The organism is Streptomyces sp. NPDC057486, assembly GCF_042802415.1.
GTDB classification, from domain to species: domain Bacteria; phylum Actinomycetota; class Actinomycetes; order Streptomycetales; family Streptomycetaceae; genus Streptomyces; species Streptomyces yanii.
Map to the genome: position 1 here is coordinate 1 of NZ_JBHVEE010000129.1, position 16,268 is coordinate 16,268.

At 70.0% G+C, this 16,268-nt stretch carries 14 protein-coding genes; 7 read left to right on the forward strand and 7 right to left on the reverse strand.

Features of this window, described 5'->3' with window-relative positions:
* Positions 1-160 precede the first annotated feature (160 nt).
* The 5 genes from ACFU6I_RS38235 to ACFU6I_RS38255 are packed head-to-tail and all read right to left on the reverse strand — an operon-like array spanning position 161 to position 5,611.
* A complete protein-coding gene (locus ACFU6I_RS38235) occupies positions 161-1,471 on the reverse strand; it encodes a DUF58 domain-containing protein (protein ID WP_384375920.1) in 1,311 nt (436 codons plus the stop codon).
* A gap of 10 nt (positions 1,472-1,481) precedes the next feature.
* Positions 1,482-2,483, reverse strand: coding sequence for an AAA family ATPase (locus ACFU6I_RS38240; protein WP_384375888.1), 1,002 nt, complete (start codon positions 2,481-2,483; stop codon positions 1,482-1,484).
* On the reverse strand, positions 2,480-3,718 hold the full coding sequence (locus tag ACFU6I_RS38245; RefSeq protein WP_384375892.1) for a DUF4350 domain-containing protein: 1,239 nt from the start codon (positions 3,716-3,718) through the stop codon (positions 2,480-2,482). Before ACFU6I_RS38245 ends, ACFU6I_RS38240 begins: the two co-directional genes overlap by 4 nt.
* Complete coding sequence (locus ACFU6I_RS38250; protein ID WP_384375895.1) at positions 3,715-4,404, reverse strand: DUF4129 domain-containing protein; 690 nt, start codon at positions 4,402-4,404, stop codon at positions 3,715-3,717. The genes ACFU6I_RS38245 and ACFU6I_RS38250 overlap by 4 nt, the downstream gene beginning before the upstream one ends.
* A 4-nt stretch (positions 4,405-4,408) precedes the next feature.
* On the reverse strand, positions 4,409-5,611 hold the full coding sequence (locus ACFU6I_RS38255; protein WP_384375898.1) for a glycerophosphoryl diester phosphodiesterase membrane domain-containing protein: 1,203 nt from the start codon (positions 5,609-5,611) through the stop codon (positions 4,409-4,411).
* Positions 5,612-5,751: 140 nt separating this feature from the next.
* On the opposite strand from ACFU6I_RS38255, the gene mtnA reads away from it, so the two are divergent.
* From mtnA to ACFU6I_RS38290, 7 genes are all read left to right on the forward strand, one after another.
* Positions 5,752-6,894 (forward strand): S-methyl-5-thioribose-1-phosphate isomerase, encoded by a 1,143-nt coding sequence (gene mtnA, locus ACFU6I_RS38260; RefSeq protein WP_384375901.1) that lies wholly within the window; start codon positions 5,752-5,754, stop codon positions 6,892-6,894.
* A 4-nt stretch (positions 6,895-6,898) separates the two neighbouring features.
* Positions 6,899-7,588 (forward strand): two-component system response regulator MtrA, encoded by a 690-nt coding sequence (gene mtrA / locus ACFU6I_RS38265; protein WP_187740742.1) that lies wholly within the window; start codon positions 6,899-6,901, stop codon positions 7,586-7,588.
* Position 7,589: 1 nt separating this feature from the next.
* Positions 7,590-9,611, forward strand: coding sequence for an MtrAB system histidine kinase MtrB (gene mtrB, locus ACFU6I_RS38270; protein ID WP_384375904.1), 2,022 nt, complete (start codon positions 7,590-7,592; stop codon positions 9,609-9,611).
* A 34-nt stretch (positions 9,612-9,645) separates the two neighbouring features.
* On the forward strand, positions 9,646-11,466 hold the full coding sequence (locus ACFU6I_RS38275) for an LpqB family beta-propeller domain-containing protein (protein WP_384375922.1): 1,821 nt from the start codon (positions 9,646-9,648) through the stop codon (positions 11,464-11,466).
* A 136-nt stretch (positions 11,467-11,602) separates the two neighbouring features.
* Positions 11,603-12,334, forward strand: a complete 732-nt coding sequence (locus ACFU6I_RS38280) for a ComF family protein (protein WP_384375925.1) — start codon at positions 11,603-11,605, stop codon at positions 12,332-12,334.
* A gap of 322 nt (positions 12,335-12,656) precedes the next feature.
* Positions 12,657-13,346, forward strand: a complete 690-nt coding sequence (gene hpf, locus ACFU6I_RS38285) for a ribosome hibernation-promoting factor, HPF/YfiA family (RefSeq protein WP_266985003.1) — start codon at positions 12,657-12,659, stop codon at positions 13,344-13,346.
* 186 nt (positions 13,347-13,532) lie between these two features.
* Positions 13,533-14,285, forward strand: coding sequence for a response regulator transcription factor (locus ACFU6I_RS38290; protein ID WP_266985005.1), 753 nt, complete (start codon positions 13,533-13,535; stop codon positions 14,283-14,285).
* A gap of 24 nt (positions 14,286-14,309) precedes the next feature.
* On the opposite strand, the gene ACFU6I_RS38295 is transcribed toward ACFU6I_RS38290, so the two are convergent.
* Together ACFU6I_RS38295 and ACFU6I_RS38300 are read right to left on the reverse strand one after the other, a co-directional pair.
* Complete coding sequence (locus ACFU6I_RS38295; protein ID WP_384375907.1) at positions 14,310-15,485, reverse strand: winged helix-turn-helix domain-containing protein; 1,176 nt, start codon at positions 15,483-15,485, stop codon at positions 14,310-14,312.
* Positions 15,486-15,519: 34 nt separating this feature from the next.
* Positions 15,520-16,143, reverse strand: a complete 624-nt coding sequence (locus tag ACFU6I_RS38300; RefSeq protein WP_384375910.1) for a GNAT family N-acetyltransferase — start codon at positions 16,141-16,143, stop codon at positions 15,520-15,522.
* Between the last annotated feature and the right edge of the window lie 125 nt (positions 16,144-16,268).

Consider the following 16,268-nt stretch of genomic DNA (forward strand, 5'->3'; position numbering starts at 1 on the left):
CTGCAGGGGGGACCCTGTGGGAGAGTAGGACGCCGCCGAACAATTATTCCGGGAAAGCCCCGCACCTCTGGTGCGGGGCTTTTCTGCGTTCACGGACAGGTGACAACCACGCACGGCTCCTCATGGTGAGCGCGTGGTGTGGTTGGCATGGATTGTTGGATCAGAGCCGGCCGGCTCCCTTGAGGGCCAGGTAGGCATCGGCGAGAGCCGGGGCCAGGTGGTCCGGGGTGGCATCGACGACCACGACGCCATGGCGCTGGAGCTGCTCTGCAGTGCGCTGCCGCTGAGCTTTGGCCTGGGCCGCCGCTGCCGCCTCGTAGACCGCGTCCACCGTGCCCCGGGCTTCGGCCATCTGCTCGATGTGCGGGTCGGCCACGGATGCCACCAGCACCGTGTGGCGCTGAGTCAGCTGAGGGAGGACAGGGAGCAGACCCTCCTCGATGGGAGCCGCGTCCAGGCTGGTGAGGAGCACGACCAGAGACCGACGAGGGGCGCCGGCCAGGGCAGCGGCGCTGAGGCCTCGGGCGTCCGTTTCCACGAGCTCGGGTTCGAGCGGTGCCATTGCAGTGACCATGGCCGGCAGGATTTCACCCGCGGCGCGTCCCTGAACCCGGGCACGGATGCGGCGGTCATACGCGAGCAGGTCCACACGATCGCCCGCGCGTGTGGCGAGAGCGGTGAGGAGCAGCGTCGCGTCCATTGCAGCGTCGAGGCGGGGCACATCACCGACTCGGCCCGCCGAGGTGCGGCCGGTATCAAGGACGATGAGGATGTGGCGGTCCCGCTCGGGGCGCCACGTACGGACTGCGACGGCCGATTGCCGTGCCGTTGCCCGCCAGTCGATGGAACGGGTGTCGTCGCCGGGGACATAGGCGCGGAGGCTGTCGAACTCTGTGCCTTCGCCGCGGGTGAGGACGCTGGTGCGTCCGTCCAGTTCACGGAGCCTGGCGAGGCGGGACGGCAAGTGCTTGCGGCTGGTGAACGGCGGCAGTACGCGCACCGTCCACGGAACTTGATGACTTCCCTGCCGGGCTGCCAGGCCCAGTGGCCCGTACGAGCGTACGGTGATGCGTTCGGCTCGGCGGTCGCCGCGACGAGTCGGACGCAGGCGCGTGGTGAGGCGGCGACGCTCACCTGCCGGGATGTCCAGCCTGTGGCGGGACGCCGCCTGTTCCGTACCTGTGAGCCAGCTGCTGGGCGGCCACGCATCGCGGAGATGCGCGCGCAGGCGTCGACGCGAGGCGTTGGTTACGGTCAGTTGCACTTCTGCGCCATCGCCGAGTCGAACGGTTGTGTCACCGGATCGGGTGAACTGGAGCGTTCGCACTGGCGCGGCCAGGGCGTAGTCGCACAGAATTGCTAGAGAGAGCGGGGCATTGACCGCGAGCAGGCCCGTCCAGCTCGGGGCAAGGATGCCTACAGGGAGTGACCCCAAGGCGGCGAGTAGCGCTGTTCGTCCGGTGAGGGCCACGGTCACTGCCTCATCGGGGTACGGGGACGTGAGCGAGGACCGCGGTGATGACGGAGTCAGGGGTGACTCCTTCCATCTCCGCCTCGGGGCGCAGGTGGATGCGATGGCGGAGCGTGGGGAGTGCCAGGGCTTTCACGTCGTCCGGAATGACGTAGTCACGGCCGGTCAGCCAGGCCCAGGCGCGGGCCGTGGAGAGCAAGGCGGTAGCACCTCGAGGGGAGACTCCGAGGGAGAGCGAGGGGGATTCACGCGTGGCACGACAGATATCGACGACATAGCCGGCGATCTCGGGGGACACCGTGGTCTTGGCGACCGCGGCCCGGGCGGATTCCAGGTCGGCGGGACCTGCCACGGGGCGGACACCTGCGGAGACCAGGTCGCGAGGGTTGAAGCCGTCGGCATGGCGGGTCAGGACATTGATCTCCTCGTCGCGGGACGGCAGTGGCACCGTCAGCTTGAGGAGGAAGCGATCCAGCTGGGCCTCGGGGAGGGGGTACGTGCCCTCGTACTCGACGGGATTCTGAGTGGCCGCAACCAGAAAGGGCTCCGGCAGGAGGCGAGGGGTTCCGTCGACGGTGACCTGGCGCTCCTCCATTGCTTCCAGGAGCGATGACTGCGTCTTGGGGGGAGTGCGGTTGATCTCGTCGGCCAGGAGGAGGTTGGTGAAGACCGGGCCGGGCTGAAAGGAGAACTCAGCTGTACGGGCGTCGTAGACCAGAGAGCCGGTGACGTCGCTCGGCATCAGGTCGGGGGTGAACTGGACGCGCTTGGTATCGAGCTCGAGTGAGGCGGCGAGGGCGCGGACCAGGAGGGTCTTGGCCACACCGGGAACGCCTTCGAGGAGGACATGGCCTCGGCAGAGCAGCGCGACGACGAGGCCGGTGACGGCGGGGTCCTGGCCGACCACGGCCTTGGCGATCTCGGAGCGCAGGGCTTCCAGGGATGCGCGGGCTGCGTCGTCCTTCCCGACGGTCTCGGTTGTCCCGGCGGGTGCTGGGGGCGGGGCGCTCATGAACTGCGTACCTCTCTTTCGAGGGTGTCGAGTTGGTCTGACAGACGGACAAGGGCGGCGTCATCGGCCGGAGCCGTGCCGAACAGCACGGTGTCGAGGCCGCCTTCGATGGTGCTGAGGCGTGCGGAGACGGCAGGGAGGAGCACCGCGGGGGAGTGAGCATTGCGGGGCGAAACCCCGAGGAGTGGGGCGATACGGGTGCGAGTGGCGGAGCGCAATGAGGAGGCGGCCCGGTCGCGGGCGTTCGCCTTGCGGTAGAGGCGGGCGCGGCCCTCGGTGGATTCGGAGGCGCGAATGGCCACGGGCAGCCGTTCGGTGACCAGGGGGCCCAGACGACGGGCGCGCCAGATGGCGGCGAGCACGGCGGCGACTGCGAGCTGCAGGGTTCCCCACAGCCAGGCCGACGGGATCAGGTCGGCGAAGCTGCGGTCGTTGTCAGCGCCTTCGCCGCCTGTGCTGTCGTCACTGTCTCCGCCGTTACCGGTGGCGGAGGGATCAGCGAGCGAGGGGAGGTACCAGACCAGATGTGGGCGGGAGCCGAGGAGTTGCAGGGCCAGGGAGGCGTTGCCCTGGCTGTCGAGACGGCTGTTGTAGAGGAAGTCCGCGGAGCCGAGAAGTGCGGTGTCGCCGGAGGCCTGCTCCTGGACCACGAGCAGGGTGGGGAGACCCCCGCTGGGGTAGCAGGCGAGGGTTTCGAGGCCGTCCGCGGTGTAGCGGAAGCCTCCCATGTCGGCGTTGCCCGCGCTGTGGGCTGCGGGCAGCAGGCACTGCGGTGCACGGGGGGCAACCGGTCCGGTGGACGTCGTGCGGACCCCGGGGGCCAGCGTGTCCACGGACGGGGGACCTGCCGCGAGGAGGACAGTGCGGCCGGCCGAGTCGGCCGTCGCGGCGCGGAGTTCGCGCTGCTGGCGCGGTGTCAGCAGATCGGGGGCGGTGACGAGCAGGGTGGTGTCCGGGCCGACCGCGGTGGTGGCTTCCTCGAGTGTGGTGGCCACTCGTATCGAGACGCCGCGGTCCTTGAGGAGTTCGGCGACGGCCCGGCTTCCGTGCTGGTCGGCGGAGCGGGGGTCGAGTCGGCCGTGCTGGGCACCGGAGTGTGCGGTGGCCAGGACGATTCCGGCTGCTATGAGAAGGAGAAGAGCGAGCACCAGACCGCGAGTGCGGGTCCATACCTGGCGCGGGGTGGGGGAGACCGAGGTAGCGGGCGCGGTGGAGGTGGCAGTGGGCGCGGTCATTCGGCCGCTCCTCGGGCCGGGGCCGTCAGCAGGGGCTTGGCGTTCTCGAGGTCGAGGTCAAGGTCCCGCACCGTCAGATACGCCTCCCGGTCGGCGTTCCGGCCGCCGTACGTGATGGCGTCGAACTCCCGGGCGGCGGCGCGGAGGGGCAGCGCGTGCGCCGGCAGCGAGTGGCCTGCTTCGGCGGCGGCCTCGTCGGCGGTGCGGCCGGGGCGGGTGTCGAGCAGGGCGCGTTCCTCCAGCGAGCGGACGATGGCGCGCATGCGTTCCTGGACGGCCTCGCCCCAGCGGTGGGCGGCAGCGTGTGCCTCGGCGGTGGTCCGGTGTTCGGCGGCGCTGCGGGGGCTGTCGTCGAACAGGGCGTCGGTGGGGCGGGCGGTGCGTTGCGGGGTGCCCAGCCGCCACCAGAGGGCGGCGACCAGGCCGACGACGACCAGTACGAGGACGATGAGCCCGAGCGGTCCGCCGGGTGCGGTGTCCGAGGCTGCGGAGAAGAGATCGCCGAGCCAATCCCAGAGGCGGTCGAGACCGCGCTGGAGGAGGTTCGGGTCGTTCTCGTGGTACATCGGTTTGGACAGCTCGTGCCTCGCCGCCTCGCGGGCGGGCACGCGTGGAGTGTCCACCGGTATGTCGCTGCTCGCGTGGATCAGCAGTCGTGTTGTTGTCGCGCCCCCCGCCCCCGACACGGCATCAGCTCCTGGTGTCGTAGTCGGGCAGGCCTGCGGCCCGCGCAAGTTCGATGTCGAGTGCCTCGCGACGGATGCGCTGGTCCACGTAGAGCAGGGCCATCACACCGGCGGAGAGCGGGTAGGTGATCGTCGAGATGATCACCTCGCCGATTCCGGAGACGATCAGGAACGGCCAGCCGAAGTCGGTGGGCTGACCTGTGAGGAACGCTCCCATCCCGTTGCCGTCCATGATGATCGCGATGAGGCCGAACGGGATTGCGATGATCAGGGTCACGATGAGCGTCAGCAGCCAGGTGAGAAGCAGGATGCCGAACGTCCGCCACCAGGCGCCCCGCACCAGCTTCGCGGAGCGGCGCATCGAGACGGTGATCGACTGCCGCTCCAGCATCAGCGCCGGCGAGGCGAGGCAGAAGCGGACCATCAGCCAGACGATGACGGCGGCGGCGGCCAGAAATCCGAGGAGGGCGAGAGCGACGCCCGCGGCGGAGCCGATCAGCACGCCGGGGAGCACGCCGACCGCCATGATGGCGGCGGTCATCAGGGTCAGGACCAGGGTCAGGCCGAGCAGCTGAAGGAGACGGGGCCGGGCCTCGGCCCACGCTTCGGACAGCGTGACGGAGCGACCCACCACCGACCGGCTGATCACGACAGTGAGCATGGAGGTGGTGAAGAGCGTCGCGATCAGGGTGACGAGCGTCGACGGCGCGCTGTAGATCAGGCTCGACTGCATGGAGTCGGCGGCCTGGCGGAGTGCCTCCGTGCCGGTCGCGTTCGGGTCGATCGAGGCGGGTTCCGGCAGCAGATAGCGCTGCACGAGGATGATCGCGACCTGGGCGATGACGGAGACGGTGAGGGTGATGCCGAGAACCGTGCGCCAGTGGGCACGCATCGTGGACACCGCACCGTCGAGGATCTCTCCGACGCCGAGCGGGCGGAGCGGGATGACACCGGGCTTTGCGGCAGCGGGCGGCTGACCCCAGCCGGCTGTCTGCGGCCTGCCGCCCCAGCCGGGGGCGGGTGGCGGTGCGCCGGGGCCGTTGCCGGAGGTGCTCGGTGGGGACCACTGCCCTGCCGGCGGCTGCGTGGAAGACCATTTTCCCGCAGGGCCGCTGCCGTCGATGGGCTCGGAAGGCCGGGGCACGCCCGCCTCCTGGCCGTCGGAGGGGGCGGATCCGGGCGAGGCCCAGCCCGGAGTGTCGTTCATTCTCGCTCCTTCACCGTCCTGTCCGCTCATCGGGGCGGCAGGTTGGCAGCCATCGTGCCACGCGTCGCTCCGGTACGGGCCGGGTGCTCCATCACCCTCTCACCTTCATTTGTGGGCGGGTCACCGTGCAGACTGGGCGGATGGCTGATCAGGACGCGCAATCGCCGGTGGGCATCGAGCCTCCCGCGCTTCCCTCCATCCGCTGGGCCGGGCTCCCTGAAGGCCCTGCAGTGGTGCTTCTCGACCAGACGCAGTTGCCCGCCGAGGAGGTCGAGCTGCTGTGTACGGATGTGCCGGCGCTGGTGCGGGCCATTCAGACGCTGGCCGTGCGCGGGGCGCCGTTGCTGGGCATTGCGGGGGCCTACGGGGTCGCTCTGGCCGCGATCCGGGGCGACGACATGGCAGAGGCTTCGGGGCTGCTGGAGCGGGCGCGGCCCACCGCGGTGAACCTCGGGTACGGGGTGCGGCGCGCGGCGGGGGCGTACTGGGCGGCGCTGGACAGGGGCGAGGGCGCGCAGCGGGCGGCCGCGGTGGCCTTGGCGGAGGCCGAGGCGCTGCACCGGGAGGATGCCGAGGCCAGTCGGCGCATGGCGCAGTACGGGCTCGCGCTCCTCGATGAGCTGCTGCCCGGCGGTGGGCATCAGCTTCTGACCCACTGCAATTCGGGGGCGCTCGTCTCGGGCGGTGAGGGCACGGCCTTTGCTGTGGCGCTCGGGGCGCATCGGGCGGGACAACTGCGACGGCTCTGGGTGGACGAGACGCGGCCGCTGCTTCAGGGGGCCCGGCTGACCGCGTACGAGGCGGCGCGCAACGGGATGGCGTACAGCCTGCTGACGGACAATGCTGCAGGTTCGCTGTTCGCCGCGAGGGAGGTGGATGCCGTGCTCATCGGGGCCGATCGCATTGCTGCGGACGGGGCCGTGGCCAACAAGGTCGGGAGTTATCCGCTGGCGGTGCTTGCCCATTACCACCACGTGCCGTTCATCGTGGTGGCGCCGACCACGACTGTGGATCTGCAGACCCCGGACGGGGCATCGATCATCGTGGAGCAGCGCCCCGGTCGGGAAGTGACGGAGCTCACATCGCCCCGGATCGGGGTGGGCGGGGTAGCGGGTGGACTGCCTGTCGCACCGCCGGGAACCCAGGCGTACAACCCCGCATTCGACATCACGCCGCCGGAACTGATCACGGCGATCGTCACGGAGGAGGGTGCAGTTTCCCCGGTCACGGGGGTCGGACTGGCAGAGCTGTGTGCCAGATCATCGCAGGTAACGATTAGCTAATGGGATGATGTCGATTATGAAGGGACGCGTCCTTGTCGTCGACGACGACACCGCACTGGCCGAGATGCTCGGGATTGTGCTGCGTGGTGAAGGGTTCGAGCCGTCGTTCGTAGCGGACGGCGACAAGGCACTTGCCGCATTTCGAGAGGCCAAGCCGGACCTGGTCCTGCTCGACCTCATGCTGCCCGGACGGGACGGCATCGAGGTCTGCAGGCTGATCAGGGCCGAGTCGGGTGTGCCGATTGTCATGCTCACTGCCAAGAGCGACACCGTCGATGTGGTGGTGGGCCTGGAGTCAGGGGCCGACGACTACATCGTCAAGCCGTTCAAACCTAAGGAGTTGGTTGCCCGGATCAGGGCACGTCTGCGCAGGTCCGAAGAGCCGGCACCGGAACAGCTGACCATCGGGGACCTGGTCATCGATGTGGCCGGTCACTCGGTGAAGCGGGACGGGCAGTCGATCGCCCTGACCCCGCTGGAGTTCGACCTGCTGGTCGCGCTCGCCCGCAAGCCGTGGCAGGTCTTCACCCGCGAGGTGCTGCTCGAGCAGGTGTGGGGATACCGCCACGCCGCCGACACCCGGCTGGTGAATGTGCATGTCCAGCGGCTGCGTTCCAAGGTCGAGAAGGACCCGGAGCGGCCGGAGATCGTGGTGACCGTTCGAGGCGTCGGTTACAAGGCCGGACCGAGCTGACATGTCCCTGGGTAGCGCTGCCCCGAAGCCCGGGGAGCCGGGAGTCCGTACGGGGCGGGCTACCGGTTCCGGACACAGGGCGTCCGCGTTCGGGCGTCTCCTGCAGGGCGGCCGGTTGTTCCACGACCGGGCGCCCGGCGGTCCTGTGCCGCGACTGCTGATGCGCTGGGTGCGACGTCCGCTGCTGCCCGCCGTCCGGCTGTGGCGGCGCAACCTGCAACTGCGGGTCGTCGCGGGCACGCTGCTCATGTCTCTCGGTGTCGTGCTGCTGCTCGGCCTGGTCGTGATCGGGCAGGTCCGCAACGGCCTGCTCGACGCGAAGGGCAAGGCTGCCCAGACGCAGGCCGCCGGCGGTTTCGCGGCGGCCCAGGACAAGGCGAATGCTCCACTCACCCCCGGTGGGCAGGGCGGTGACCCCGGGGACGGCACGACCGCCAACAACTCGTGGCGGACGGAGCTCGTCGACCAGCTCGCCAGCGGCGGCAAGAACGCCTTCAACGTGGTGGCGCTCAGCGCCGACGAGGGTACCCGTGCGCCCCGCGGCTCGGGCAGTGTCGAAGCGGCCAGCATTCCGCAGAGCCTGCGGGAGGCGGTGGACAAGGGGCCCGGCGCGTTCCAGACGTACTCCCTGATCCGGTACGCGAACGGGCAGGAGTCGCAGCCCGGGCTCGTCGTCGGCAAGCGTCTCTACGACATCGACCACAACCCGTACCAGCTCTACTACCTCTTCCCGCTGACGCAGGAGGAGAAGTCCCTGACCCTGGTCAAGACCACGCTGGCGACCGCAGGCCTGTTCGTGGTCGTGCTGCTCGGTGCCATCGCCTGGTTCGTGGTGCGGCAGGTCGTCACCCCCGTGCGGATGGCTGCGGGGATCGCGGAGCGGCTCTCCGCGGGCAGGCTCCAGGAGCGCATGAAGGTCACAGGCGAGGACGACATCGCCCGGCTCGGTGAAGCCTTCAACAAGATGGCCCAGAACCTGCAGCTGAAGATCCAGCAGCTGGAGGAACTCTCCCGGATGCAGCGACGCTTCGTCTCGGACGTCTCGCACGAGCTGCGGACGCCGCTCACGACCGTACGGATGGCCGCCGATGTCATCCACGAGGCACGCGTCGACTTCGATCCCGTGACCGCGCGCTCCGCGGAACTGCTGGGCGATCAGCTCGACCGGTTCGAGTCCCTGCTCTCCGATCTGCTGGAGATCAGCCGGTTCGATGCGGGTGCCGCGGCGCTGGAGGCCGAACCGATCGACCTGCGACAGGTCGTGCGGCGCGTGATCGGCGGCGCCGAGCCGCTCGCCGAGCGCAAGGGCACGCGGATCCGGGTGGTCGGCGACGAGCAGCCGGTGATCGCGGAGGCCGACGCGCGGCGGGTCGAGCGCGTGCTGCGCAATCTTGTCGTCAACGCCGTCGAGCACGGTGAGGGCCGGGACGTCGTGGTGCGGATGGGGGTGGCCGGAGGCGCGGTCGCCGTTGCCGTCCGGGACTACGGCGTGGGACTCAAGCCCGGCGAGGCGACCCGTGTCTTCAACCGGTTCTGGCGCGCCGACCCGGCGCGGGCACGGACGACCGGCGGTACCGGTCTCGGACTGTCGATCGCCGTTGAGGACGCCCGGCTGCACGGCGGCTGGCTGCAGGCGTGGGGCGAGCCGGGCGGCGGTTCGCAGTTCCGGCTGACGCTGCCGCGTACGGCGGACGAGCCGCTGCGCGGCTCCCCGATACCGCTGGAGCCCGAGGACTCGCGACGCAACCGGGAGAACCGGGAGCGGCCCACGGATGTCGGTACGACCGGGAGTGAGCACCGGCTCACGGTGCCGACCCAGCCGGGCAGCCCGGACCGTTCGCCGCTGCCCGTACCCGCGCGCGCCCCCGCGGTTCCCCGGACGGCGCCGGCGTCGGTGAATCCGGCCGCCCTGCCCGGCAATGGCGCCCGTGTGGTCGCCCGCCCCGCCGAGGACCGGCCGGGCGACACCATCGACTCTGCTGCGCAGGACCCGGAGCGGGAGGACACGACTCGTGGGCGGTGACCGTCGTGAGGGCGGCCGTGGACGTGCGGTGGGGATGATCGCTCTGCTGGGATGCGGCGTCGTGCTGCTCTCCGCATGCGGCTCGATGCCCGTCACCGGGGACATCAAGGCGGTCGACGCCTCGCAGCCCGGTGACTCCCAGGTACAGGTGTACGCGGTGGCGCCCCGCGAGAATGCCACTCCGGATGAGGTGGTCGACGGCTTCCTGGAGTCCATGACCAGCGATGACCCCGGCTTCCGGACGACCCGGAAGTATCTGACGAAGGAGGCGTCGCGCACCTGGAAGCCGAGCGCGTTCACCACGGTGCTCTCCAAGGCGCCGAACCACCGGAGCGATCGCCTGGTCCGCGACAGCGACCACAGCACCGCGGAGCTCACCTACACGCTGACCGGCGAGAAGGTGGCGACGGTCGACGCGCAGAGTGCCTACCAGCCCGTCGCGCCCACGGGCTTCAACCGGAGCCTGCACCTGGTGCGGCAGAACGGCAGCAAGGAGTGGCGCATCGACCTCGTGCCGGACGGACTGATGCTCGGTCAGTCCGACTTCAAGCGGCTCTACCGCTCCGTCAACAAGTACTACTTCGCCACCGGGCCGGCGGCAGGTCAGCCGACGCTGGTCGCCGACCCCGTCTATGTGCGCAACCGGACGGATCCGATCACGGGGATGGACACCGTGACACAGGCGGTGCGCAGTCTTGTCGAGGGGCCGACCAACTGGCTGCGGCCGGTGGTCGATTCCCGCTTCCCCACCGGTACGGTCCTGCGCAAGGGCGTCACCGCGCTGGCGCCCGACGACCGCAACGTACTGAAGGTTCCGCTCAACAAGAAGGCGGACGGCGTCGGGCAGCGCTCCTGTCGCATGATGGCCTCTCAGGTGCTGTACACCGTGCGCGATCTGACGTCCGCCCGGGTCGAGCAGGTCGAGCTGCAGCGGTCCGACGGTTCGCCGCTCTGTGTCCTGGGTTCGGACCGGGCGGAGGAGTTCGCTCCGGACGGTTCCTCGGGCGGCCCCGACAGTCAGTACTTCGTCGATGCCAAGGGGCATGTCCAGCGCATCCCCGGGAGCAACAGGGGCAGCGGTGATCCGGAGCCGGTGGCCGGCCCGCTCGGTGACGGACCCGTACGGATGAGCACGGTCGGCGTGGCCCGCGACGAGCAGTTGGCGGCGGCGGTCTCGCAGAACAGCGAGTCCCTGTACGTCGCCTCCATCGCTTCGACGGGTGAGCTCCCTGCGCCCGCCGTGACCAGCAGGGCGAAGAAGCCGGAGGACCGGTTGTCGGCGCCCAGTTGGGACGGGCGGGGTGATCTCTGGGTGGCGGACCGGAACCCGGAGGCTCCCCGGCTGCTGCGGCTGGCCGGTGGTACGGGCGATCCGTTGACCGTCACGGTGCCGGACCTGGGCGGCGCGCGGATCGAGGCGCTGCGGCTGTCGGCGGACGGTGTCCGGATCGCGTTGCTGCTGACCGAGGACGGCCACACCACGCTGAAGATCGGCCGGATCGAGCGCCAGGGGGATCCGGACACCGGGCAGGACGTCTCCGTCGTGGAGCTGCGGAAGGCCGCGCCGCAGCTGGAGGACGTGACCGCGATGTCCTGGTCGGGCCGGAGCCGCCTCGTGGTGGTCGGCAAGGAGCAGGGCGGCGTGCAGCAGGTGCGCTATGTCCAGGTGGACGGTTCGGCACCGGCGTCGGGTGTGCTGCCCGGGGCGAACCAGGTGTCGTCGGTCGCGGCGGCGGACGACGAGCAGCTGCCACTGATGGCGGACACCGAGGACGACGGGATAGTGAAGCTGTCGCCGGGGGACAACTGGCAGACGGTGCTCAAGGAGGGCTCGTCGCTGGTCTATCCGGGCTGAGCCCAGGTCCGGGGAGCCCCCGGACCTGGGGGGCCGGGTGCCCCTGATCGCGTGCGGGCGGGTGCTCATCCCGTTCGGGGCGGCTGCGTTGTCCACAGGGGTGGCCGGGTTCGTGCTGCGGGCGCACAGTGGACTCATGCGGGGGTGGTGGCGGGAGATCGCCGGGCTGGTCCTGCCTGTGGCCTGCGGTGGCTGCGGCAGGCCGCGGACCGAGTTGTGCGAGGACTGCCGGGCGGCGCTTCACGGCGCGGTGCCGCGACGGGTGAGACCTGCGCCGGAACCGTCCGGACTGCCGGTGGTGCATGCCGTCGCGGCGTACGAGAACGCCGTACGGGCCACGCTCCTGGCCCACAAGGAGCGTGGCGTACTGGGGCTGTCGCGGGAGCTCGGCAGAGCGCTGGCGGGCGCGGTAAGGGCCGGGACGGGGCAGGTGGGGGGTCGGCCGGGACCGCTGCTTCTCGTACCGGTGCCGTCGGCGCGGCGGGCGGTTGCGGCGCGCGGGCACGATCCGACGCGCAGGATCGCGCTGTCGGCCGCAGGCGAACTGCGGCGCGGTGGCGTGTCCGCGCAGGTGGCATCCGTGCTGCGGCAACGGCGGCCGGTGGCCGATCAGTCGGGGCTCGGTGCCCGGCAGCGGCAGGAGAATCTGGCGGGCGCCCTGGAGGTGGTGGCCGGTGGTGAGCGGATGCTTGCGACCGAACGGGTGGTGCTCGTGGACGACGTGTTGACGACCGGCGCCTCGCTGGCCGAGGCGGCACGCGCGCTCGACGCGGCGGGCCTGCGCGAAGACAAGGGTTCCGGAATGCGGCAGGCGGCCGTTGTTGCAGCATCTCCGTCCGCCTTCGAAATAAACCGGAACTGCCAATGAACTTTCATCGTTGCAGGTAGTGAGTGGGTAAAGAGCCCTGAACGGAGGTACGTGCGGGTAGCGGGTGCCGAGATCCGGCCGGGCAGGCTATGTTCGGTTGTGAGGAATGGTGAATGCCAGACCTCGACGAATGCACCCCCAGGTTTCGGGCAGGTAACTCACCGGTAGCCCAGAAGCTGAAAAGTCGGTGGGGTGGAGACCTCCCGGACGGGGGAGGAGGAGGTCGAAGCCACCGAGTCCGCGGCTCCGGCGATCACCGGAGCCTGGTGCAAAAGGGAGAAGCTCCGCCGCTGGGTGGAGCGATCCGGGAACGGAGTTCTGCGTGGACATCGTCGTCAAGGGCCGCAAGACCGAGGTGCCCGAGCGGTTCCGCAAGCACGTGGCCGAGAAGCTGAAGCTGGACAAGATCCAGAAGTTCGACGGCAAGGTGATCAGCCTCGACGTCGAGGTGTCCAAGGAGCCAAACCCCCGCCAGGCCGACCGTTCCGACCGGGTGGAGATCACGCTTCGCTCGAGGGGACCGGTCATTCGTGCGGAAGCGGCCGCAGCCGACCCCTACGCAGCGCTGGACCTGGCCACCGGCAAGCTGGAGGCGCGACTGCGCAAGCAGCACGACAAGCGCTACAGCCGTCGGGGCAACGGCCGGATTCCCGCTGCCGAAGTCGCCGAGACCGTGCCGGGTGCGGCGTCGTTCAACAGCGAGGGTGACCTCGCCGGCGGCGGCGAGGGAGAGTCCGTACCCACCACCAGGATCGGCTCGCTCGAGGTGCAGGGCGAAGGCCCACTGGTGATGCGCGAGAAGACGCACGTCGCGGCACCGATGCTGCTCGATCAGGCGCTCTACGAGATGGAGCTGGTCGGGCACGACTTCTATCTGTTCGTCGATGCCGAGACGAAGGAACCCAGTGTCGTCTACCGGCGGCACGCCTATGACTACGGTGTCATTCATCTGAGGACCGACCCGCTGGCCGCTGACGAGGCGGGCGGCGCGGGCGGTGCGCTCGGCGGCTGACGCCCCGCATCGGTGGTGCCCCTGGGGGTGCATTCACGCCACCAGGGGCACCCGTGTGGGAACACAGGACCACCGCTCTGACGTCCAGGCATGGAATCATGACGTCCCAAGCCAATCGGTGCTCTGTGAAATGCCGTTGGCGGACAGTTTGTGAACTTCAGGCCGTGGCCTTCAGGGGGAGGAACGATGGCGGACACCTTCGGGCCCGTGCGCGATGCGAATGATGCCGACGACGCTGCCTGTGCCGATACCGGCGCGGATGCGGAGAGTTCCCGCAAGGAGCCGATCCGCGTCCTTGTTGTGGATGACCATGCGCTCTTCCGCAGAGGTCTGGAGATCGTCCTCGCCCAGGAGGAGGACATCCAGGTCGTCGGCGAGGCGGGTGACGGGGCGGAGGCCGTCGACAAGGCGGCCGACCTGCTGCCCGACATCGTGCTGATGGACGTACGGATGCCCAAGCGCGGCGGCATCGAGGCGTGCACCTCCATCAAGGAGGTGGCCCCCAGCGCAAAGATCATCATGCTGACGATCAGTGACGAGGAGGCCGATCTCTACGACGCGATCAAGGCGGGTGCGACCGGCTATCTCCTCAAGGAGATCTCCACCGACGAGGTGGCCACGGCGATCCGCGCGGTCGCCGACGGACAGTCCCAGATCAGCCCCTCCATGGCGTCCAAACTGCTCACCGAATTCAAGTCGATGATCCAGCGGACCGACGAGCGCAGGCTGGTACCGGCGCCGCGGCTCACCGACCGGGAGCTCGAAGTCCTCAAGCTGGTTGCCACGGGCATGAACAATCGCGATATCGCGAAGGAACTGTTCATTTCCGAGAACACCGTGAAGAACCACGTCCGCAACATTCTGGAGAAGCTGCAGCTGCACTCCAGGATGGAAGCAGTGGTCTATGCCATGCGGGAGAAGATCCTGGAGATCAGGTGAATCGGGTATGCCGGTGCAGCCGGGTCAGCCGAGGGCGCGGGCGACTTCCTGGCTGAGCGCCTCGCGCAGCTCCGGTGCGTCCACCCGTTCCACCCGGACCGCCGTGCAGCCGACCCAGGACGCCGCCTCCACGAGCGCCTCGGCCATCGGTGCCACGGCCTTCCTGCCGGCCAGGGACACCTGCCGGGCGACCAGAGTCGTGCCCTCGCGTGCCGGATCGACCCGGCCCTGGAGCTTTCCGCCCGCCAGCAGCGGCATCGCGAAATAGCCATGGACCCGCTTGGGCCTGGGGACGTACGCCTCCAGGCGGTGGGTGAAGCCGAAGATCCGCTCCGTCCGCGCCCGCTCCCAGATCAGTGAGTCGAACGGCGACAGCAGCGTCGTACGGTGCCGTCCGCGCGGCTCCGTGGCCAGCGCCGCCGGGTCGGCCCAGGCGGGCTTCGCCCAGCCCTCCACCGTCACCGGCACCAGCCCGGAGTCCGCCACCACCGCGTCGAACTGCTCGGCCTTCAGCCGGTGGTAGTCCGCGATGTCGGCACGGGTGCCGACCCCCAGGGACTGCCCGGCGAGCGCGACCAGCCGGCGCAGACATTCCGTGTCGTCCAGATCGTCGTGCAGCACGGCGTCGGGCAGCGCACGCTCCGCGAGGTCGTACACCCGCTTCCAGCCGCGCCGCTCGGTGCAGACCACTTCGCCGTACATCAGAGCCCGCTCGACGGCGACCTTCGACGCCGACCAGTCCCACCACTCCCCGCCGTTCTTCGCCCCGCCCAGCTCCGTCGCCGTCAGCGGTCCCTCGGCGCGCAGCTGCTTGATCACCGTGTCGTACGCCCCGTCGGGCAGATCGTGGTTCCACTGCGGGCGCGCGCGGTAGGAGCGGCGGCGGAACGCGAAGTGCGGCCACTCCTCGACCGGCAGGATGCACGCCGCATGCGACCAGTACTCGAAGGTGCGGCCACCCGACCAGTACGCGTCCTCGATCGTGCGCCGGCCGACGGCGCCCAGGCGCGCGTACGGAATCAGCTCGTGCGAACGGGCCAGCACCGAGATCGTGTCGAGCTGCACGGCGCCGAGGTGCCGCAGCACGCCCGGTACCCCTGCCCGGCGGTCCGGTGCCCCGAGGAAGCCCTGGGCGCGCAGGGCGATCCTGCGTGCCTGGTCGGCGGAGAGTTCGGCTGCGGGAGGCGGCACAGGCGTCATGGACCGAACCCTAGAGGGCCGCACTGACATTCGTTCACGGTGCGGTGGACCGGTCCGTGCCCCCGGAGGCGGGCGCGCCGGTGGGGGACTTCGTCGGCAGGTACGGGTGGACGCCCGGCAGGCCCAGGTCGGACGGGAGCAGTGCGCCGACCCAGGTGTCCCGCCGCACGCCCTTGTTCAGCAGCCCCGAGCGCTGATCGCCCTCCAGGCGGAAGCCCGCCCGCTGCGCCACGGCCCGCGAGGGCACATTGCCGACCTCGGCCCGCCACTCCAGCCGCTCCCCGCCGAGCGCGGTGAAGGTCCAGTGGGCGGCAGCCCGTACCGCCTCCGTCATATAGCCGAGACCGCGGTGCTCCTTCGCCGTCCAGAACCCCACCTCGTACGTGCCCGCCGGCGTGCGCCGGTTGATGCCGAGTGCACCGGTCATCGCCCCGCCGTCGCGCCGCACCACCGCGAAGTTGTACATGGAGTCGTCCTGCCAGCCGCCGGGGGACAGTTTCTCCGTGAAGAGTTCGGCATCGGCCCGGCTGTACGGCGAGGGGACGACCGTCCAGCGTTGGATGTCCGGGTCCTGACAGGCGGCGTACACCTCATCCGCGTCGCTCCGGCGAAACGGGCGCAGCAGCAGACGTTCGGTGGTGAGAGTGATCGGCTCCATGTACGGATTCTGGTGAGGTGCCGACGGTGATGCGACCAGTTTTCGCGCTTTCCGGCACCTTCCGGGTCCTCCATCCGTTGACTCGAAAGGGCACAGCGGGCTCAACGCGGCGGCAGCCCTCCCGG

Coding starts and splice junctions, on each gene's coding strand:
- ACFU6I_RS38245 (WP_384375892.1), bottom strand. CDS start 3,718: ATGACCGCGCCCACTGCCACCTCCACCGCGCCCGCTACCTCGGTCTCC.
- ACFU6I_RS38290 (WP_266985005.1), top strand. CDS start 13,533: ATGGCGGACACCTTCGGGCCCGTGCGCGATGCGAATGATGCCGACGAC.
- ACFU6I_RS38300 (WP_384375910.1), bottom strand. CDS start 16,143: ATGGAGCCGATCACTCTCACCACCGAACGTCTGCTGCTGCGCCCGTTT.
- mtrA (WP_187740742.1), top strand. CDS start 6,899: ATGATGTCGATTATGAAGGGACGCGTCCTTGTCGTCGACGACGACACC.
- mtnA (WP_384375901.1), top strand. CDS start 5,752: ATGGCTGATCAGGACGCGCAATCGCCGGTGGGCATCGAGCCTCCCGCG.
- ACFU6I_RS38240 (WP_384375888.1), bottom strand. CDS start 2,483: ATGAGCGCCCCGCCCCCAGCACCCGCCGGGACAACCGAGACCGTCGGG.
- mtrB (WP_384375904.1), top strand. CDS start 7,590: ATGTCCCTGGGTAGCGCTGCCCCGAAGCCCGGGGAGCCGGGAGTCCGT.
- ACFU6I_RS38295 (WP_384375907.1), bottom strand. CDS start 15,485: ATGACGCCTGTGCCGCCTCCCGCAGCCGAACTCTCCGCCGACCAGGCA.
- ACFU6I_RS38275 (WP_384375922.1), top strand. CDS start 9,646: ATGATCGCTCTGCTGGGATGCGGCGTCGTGCTGCTCTCCGCATGCGGC.
- ACFU6I_RS38255 (WP_384375898.1), bottom strand. CDS start 5,611: ATGAACGACACTCCGGGCTGGGCCTCGCCCGGATCCGCCCCCTCCGAC.
- ACFU6I_RS38280 (WP_384375925.1), top strand. CDS start 11,603: ATGCGGGGGTGGTGGCGGGAGATCGCCGGGCTGGTCCTGCCTGTGGCC.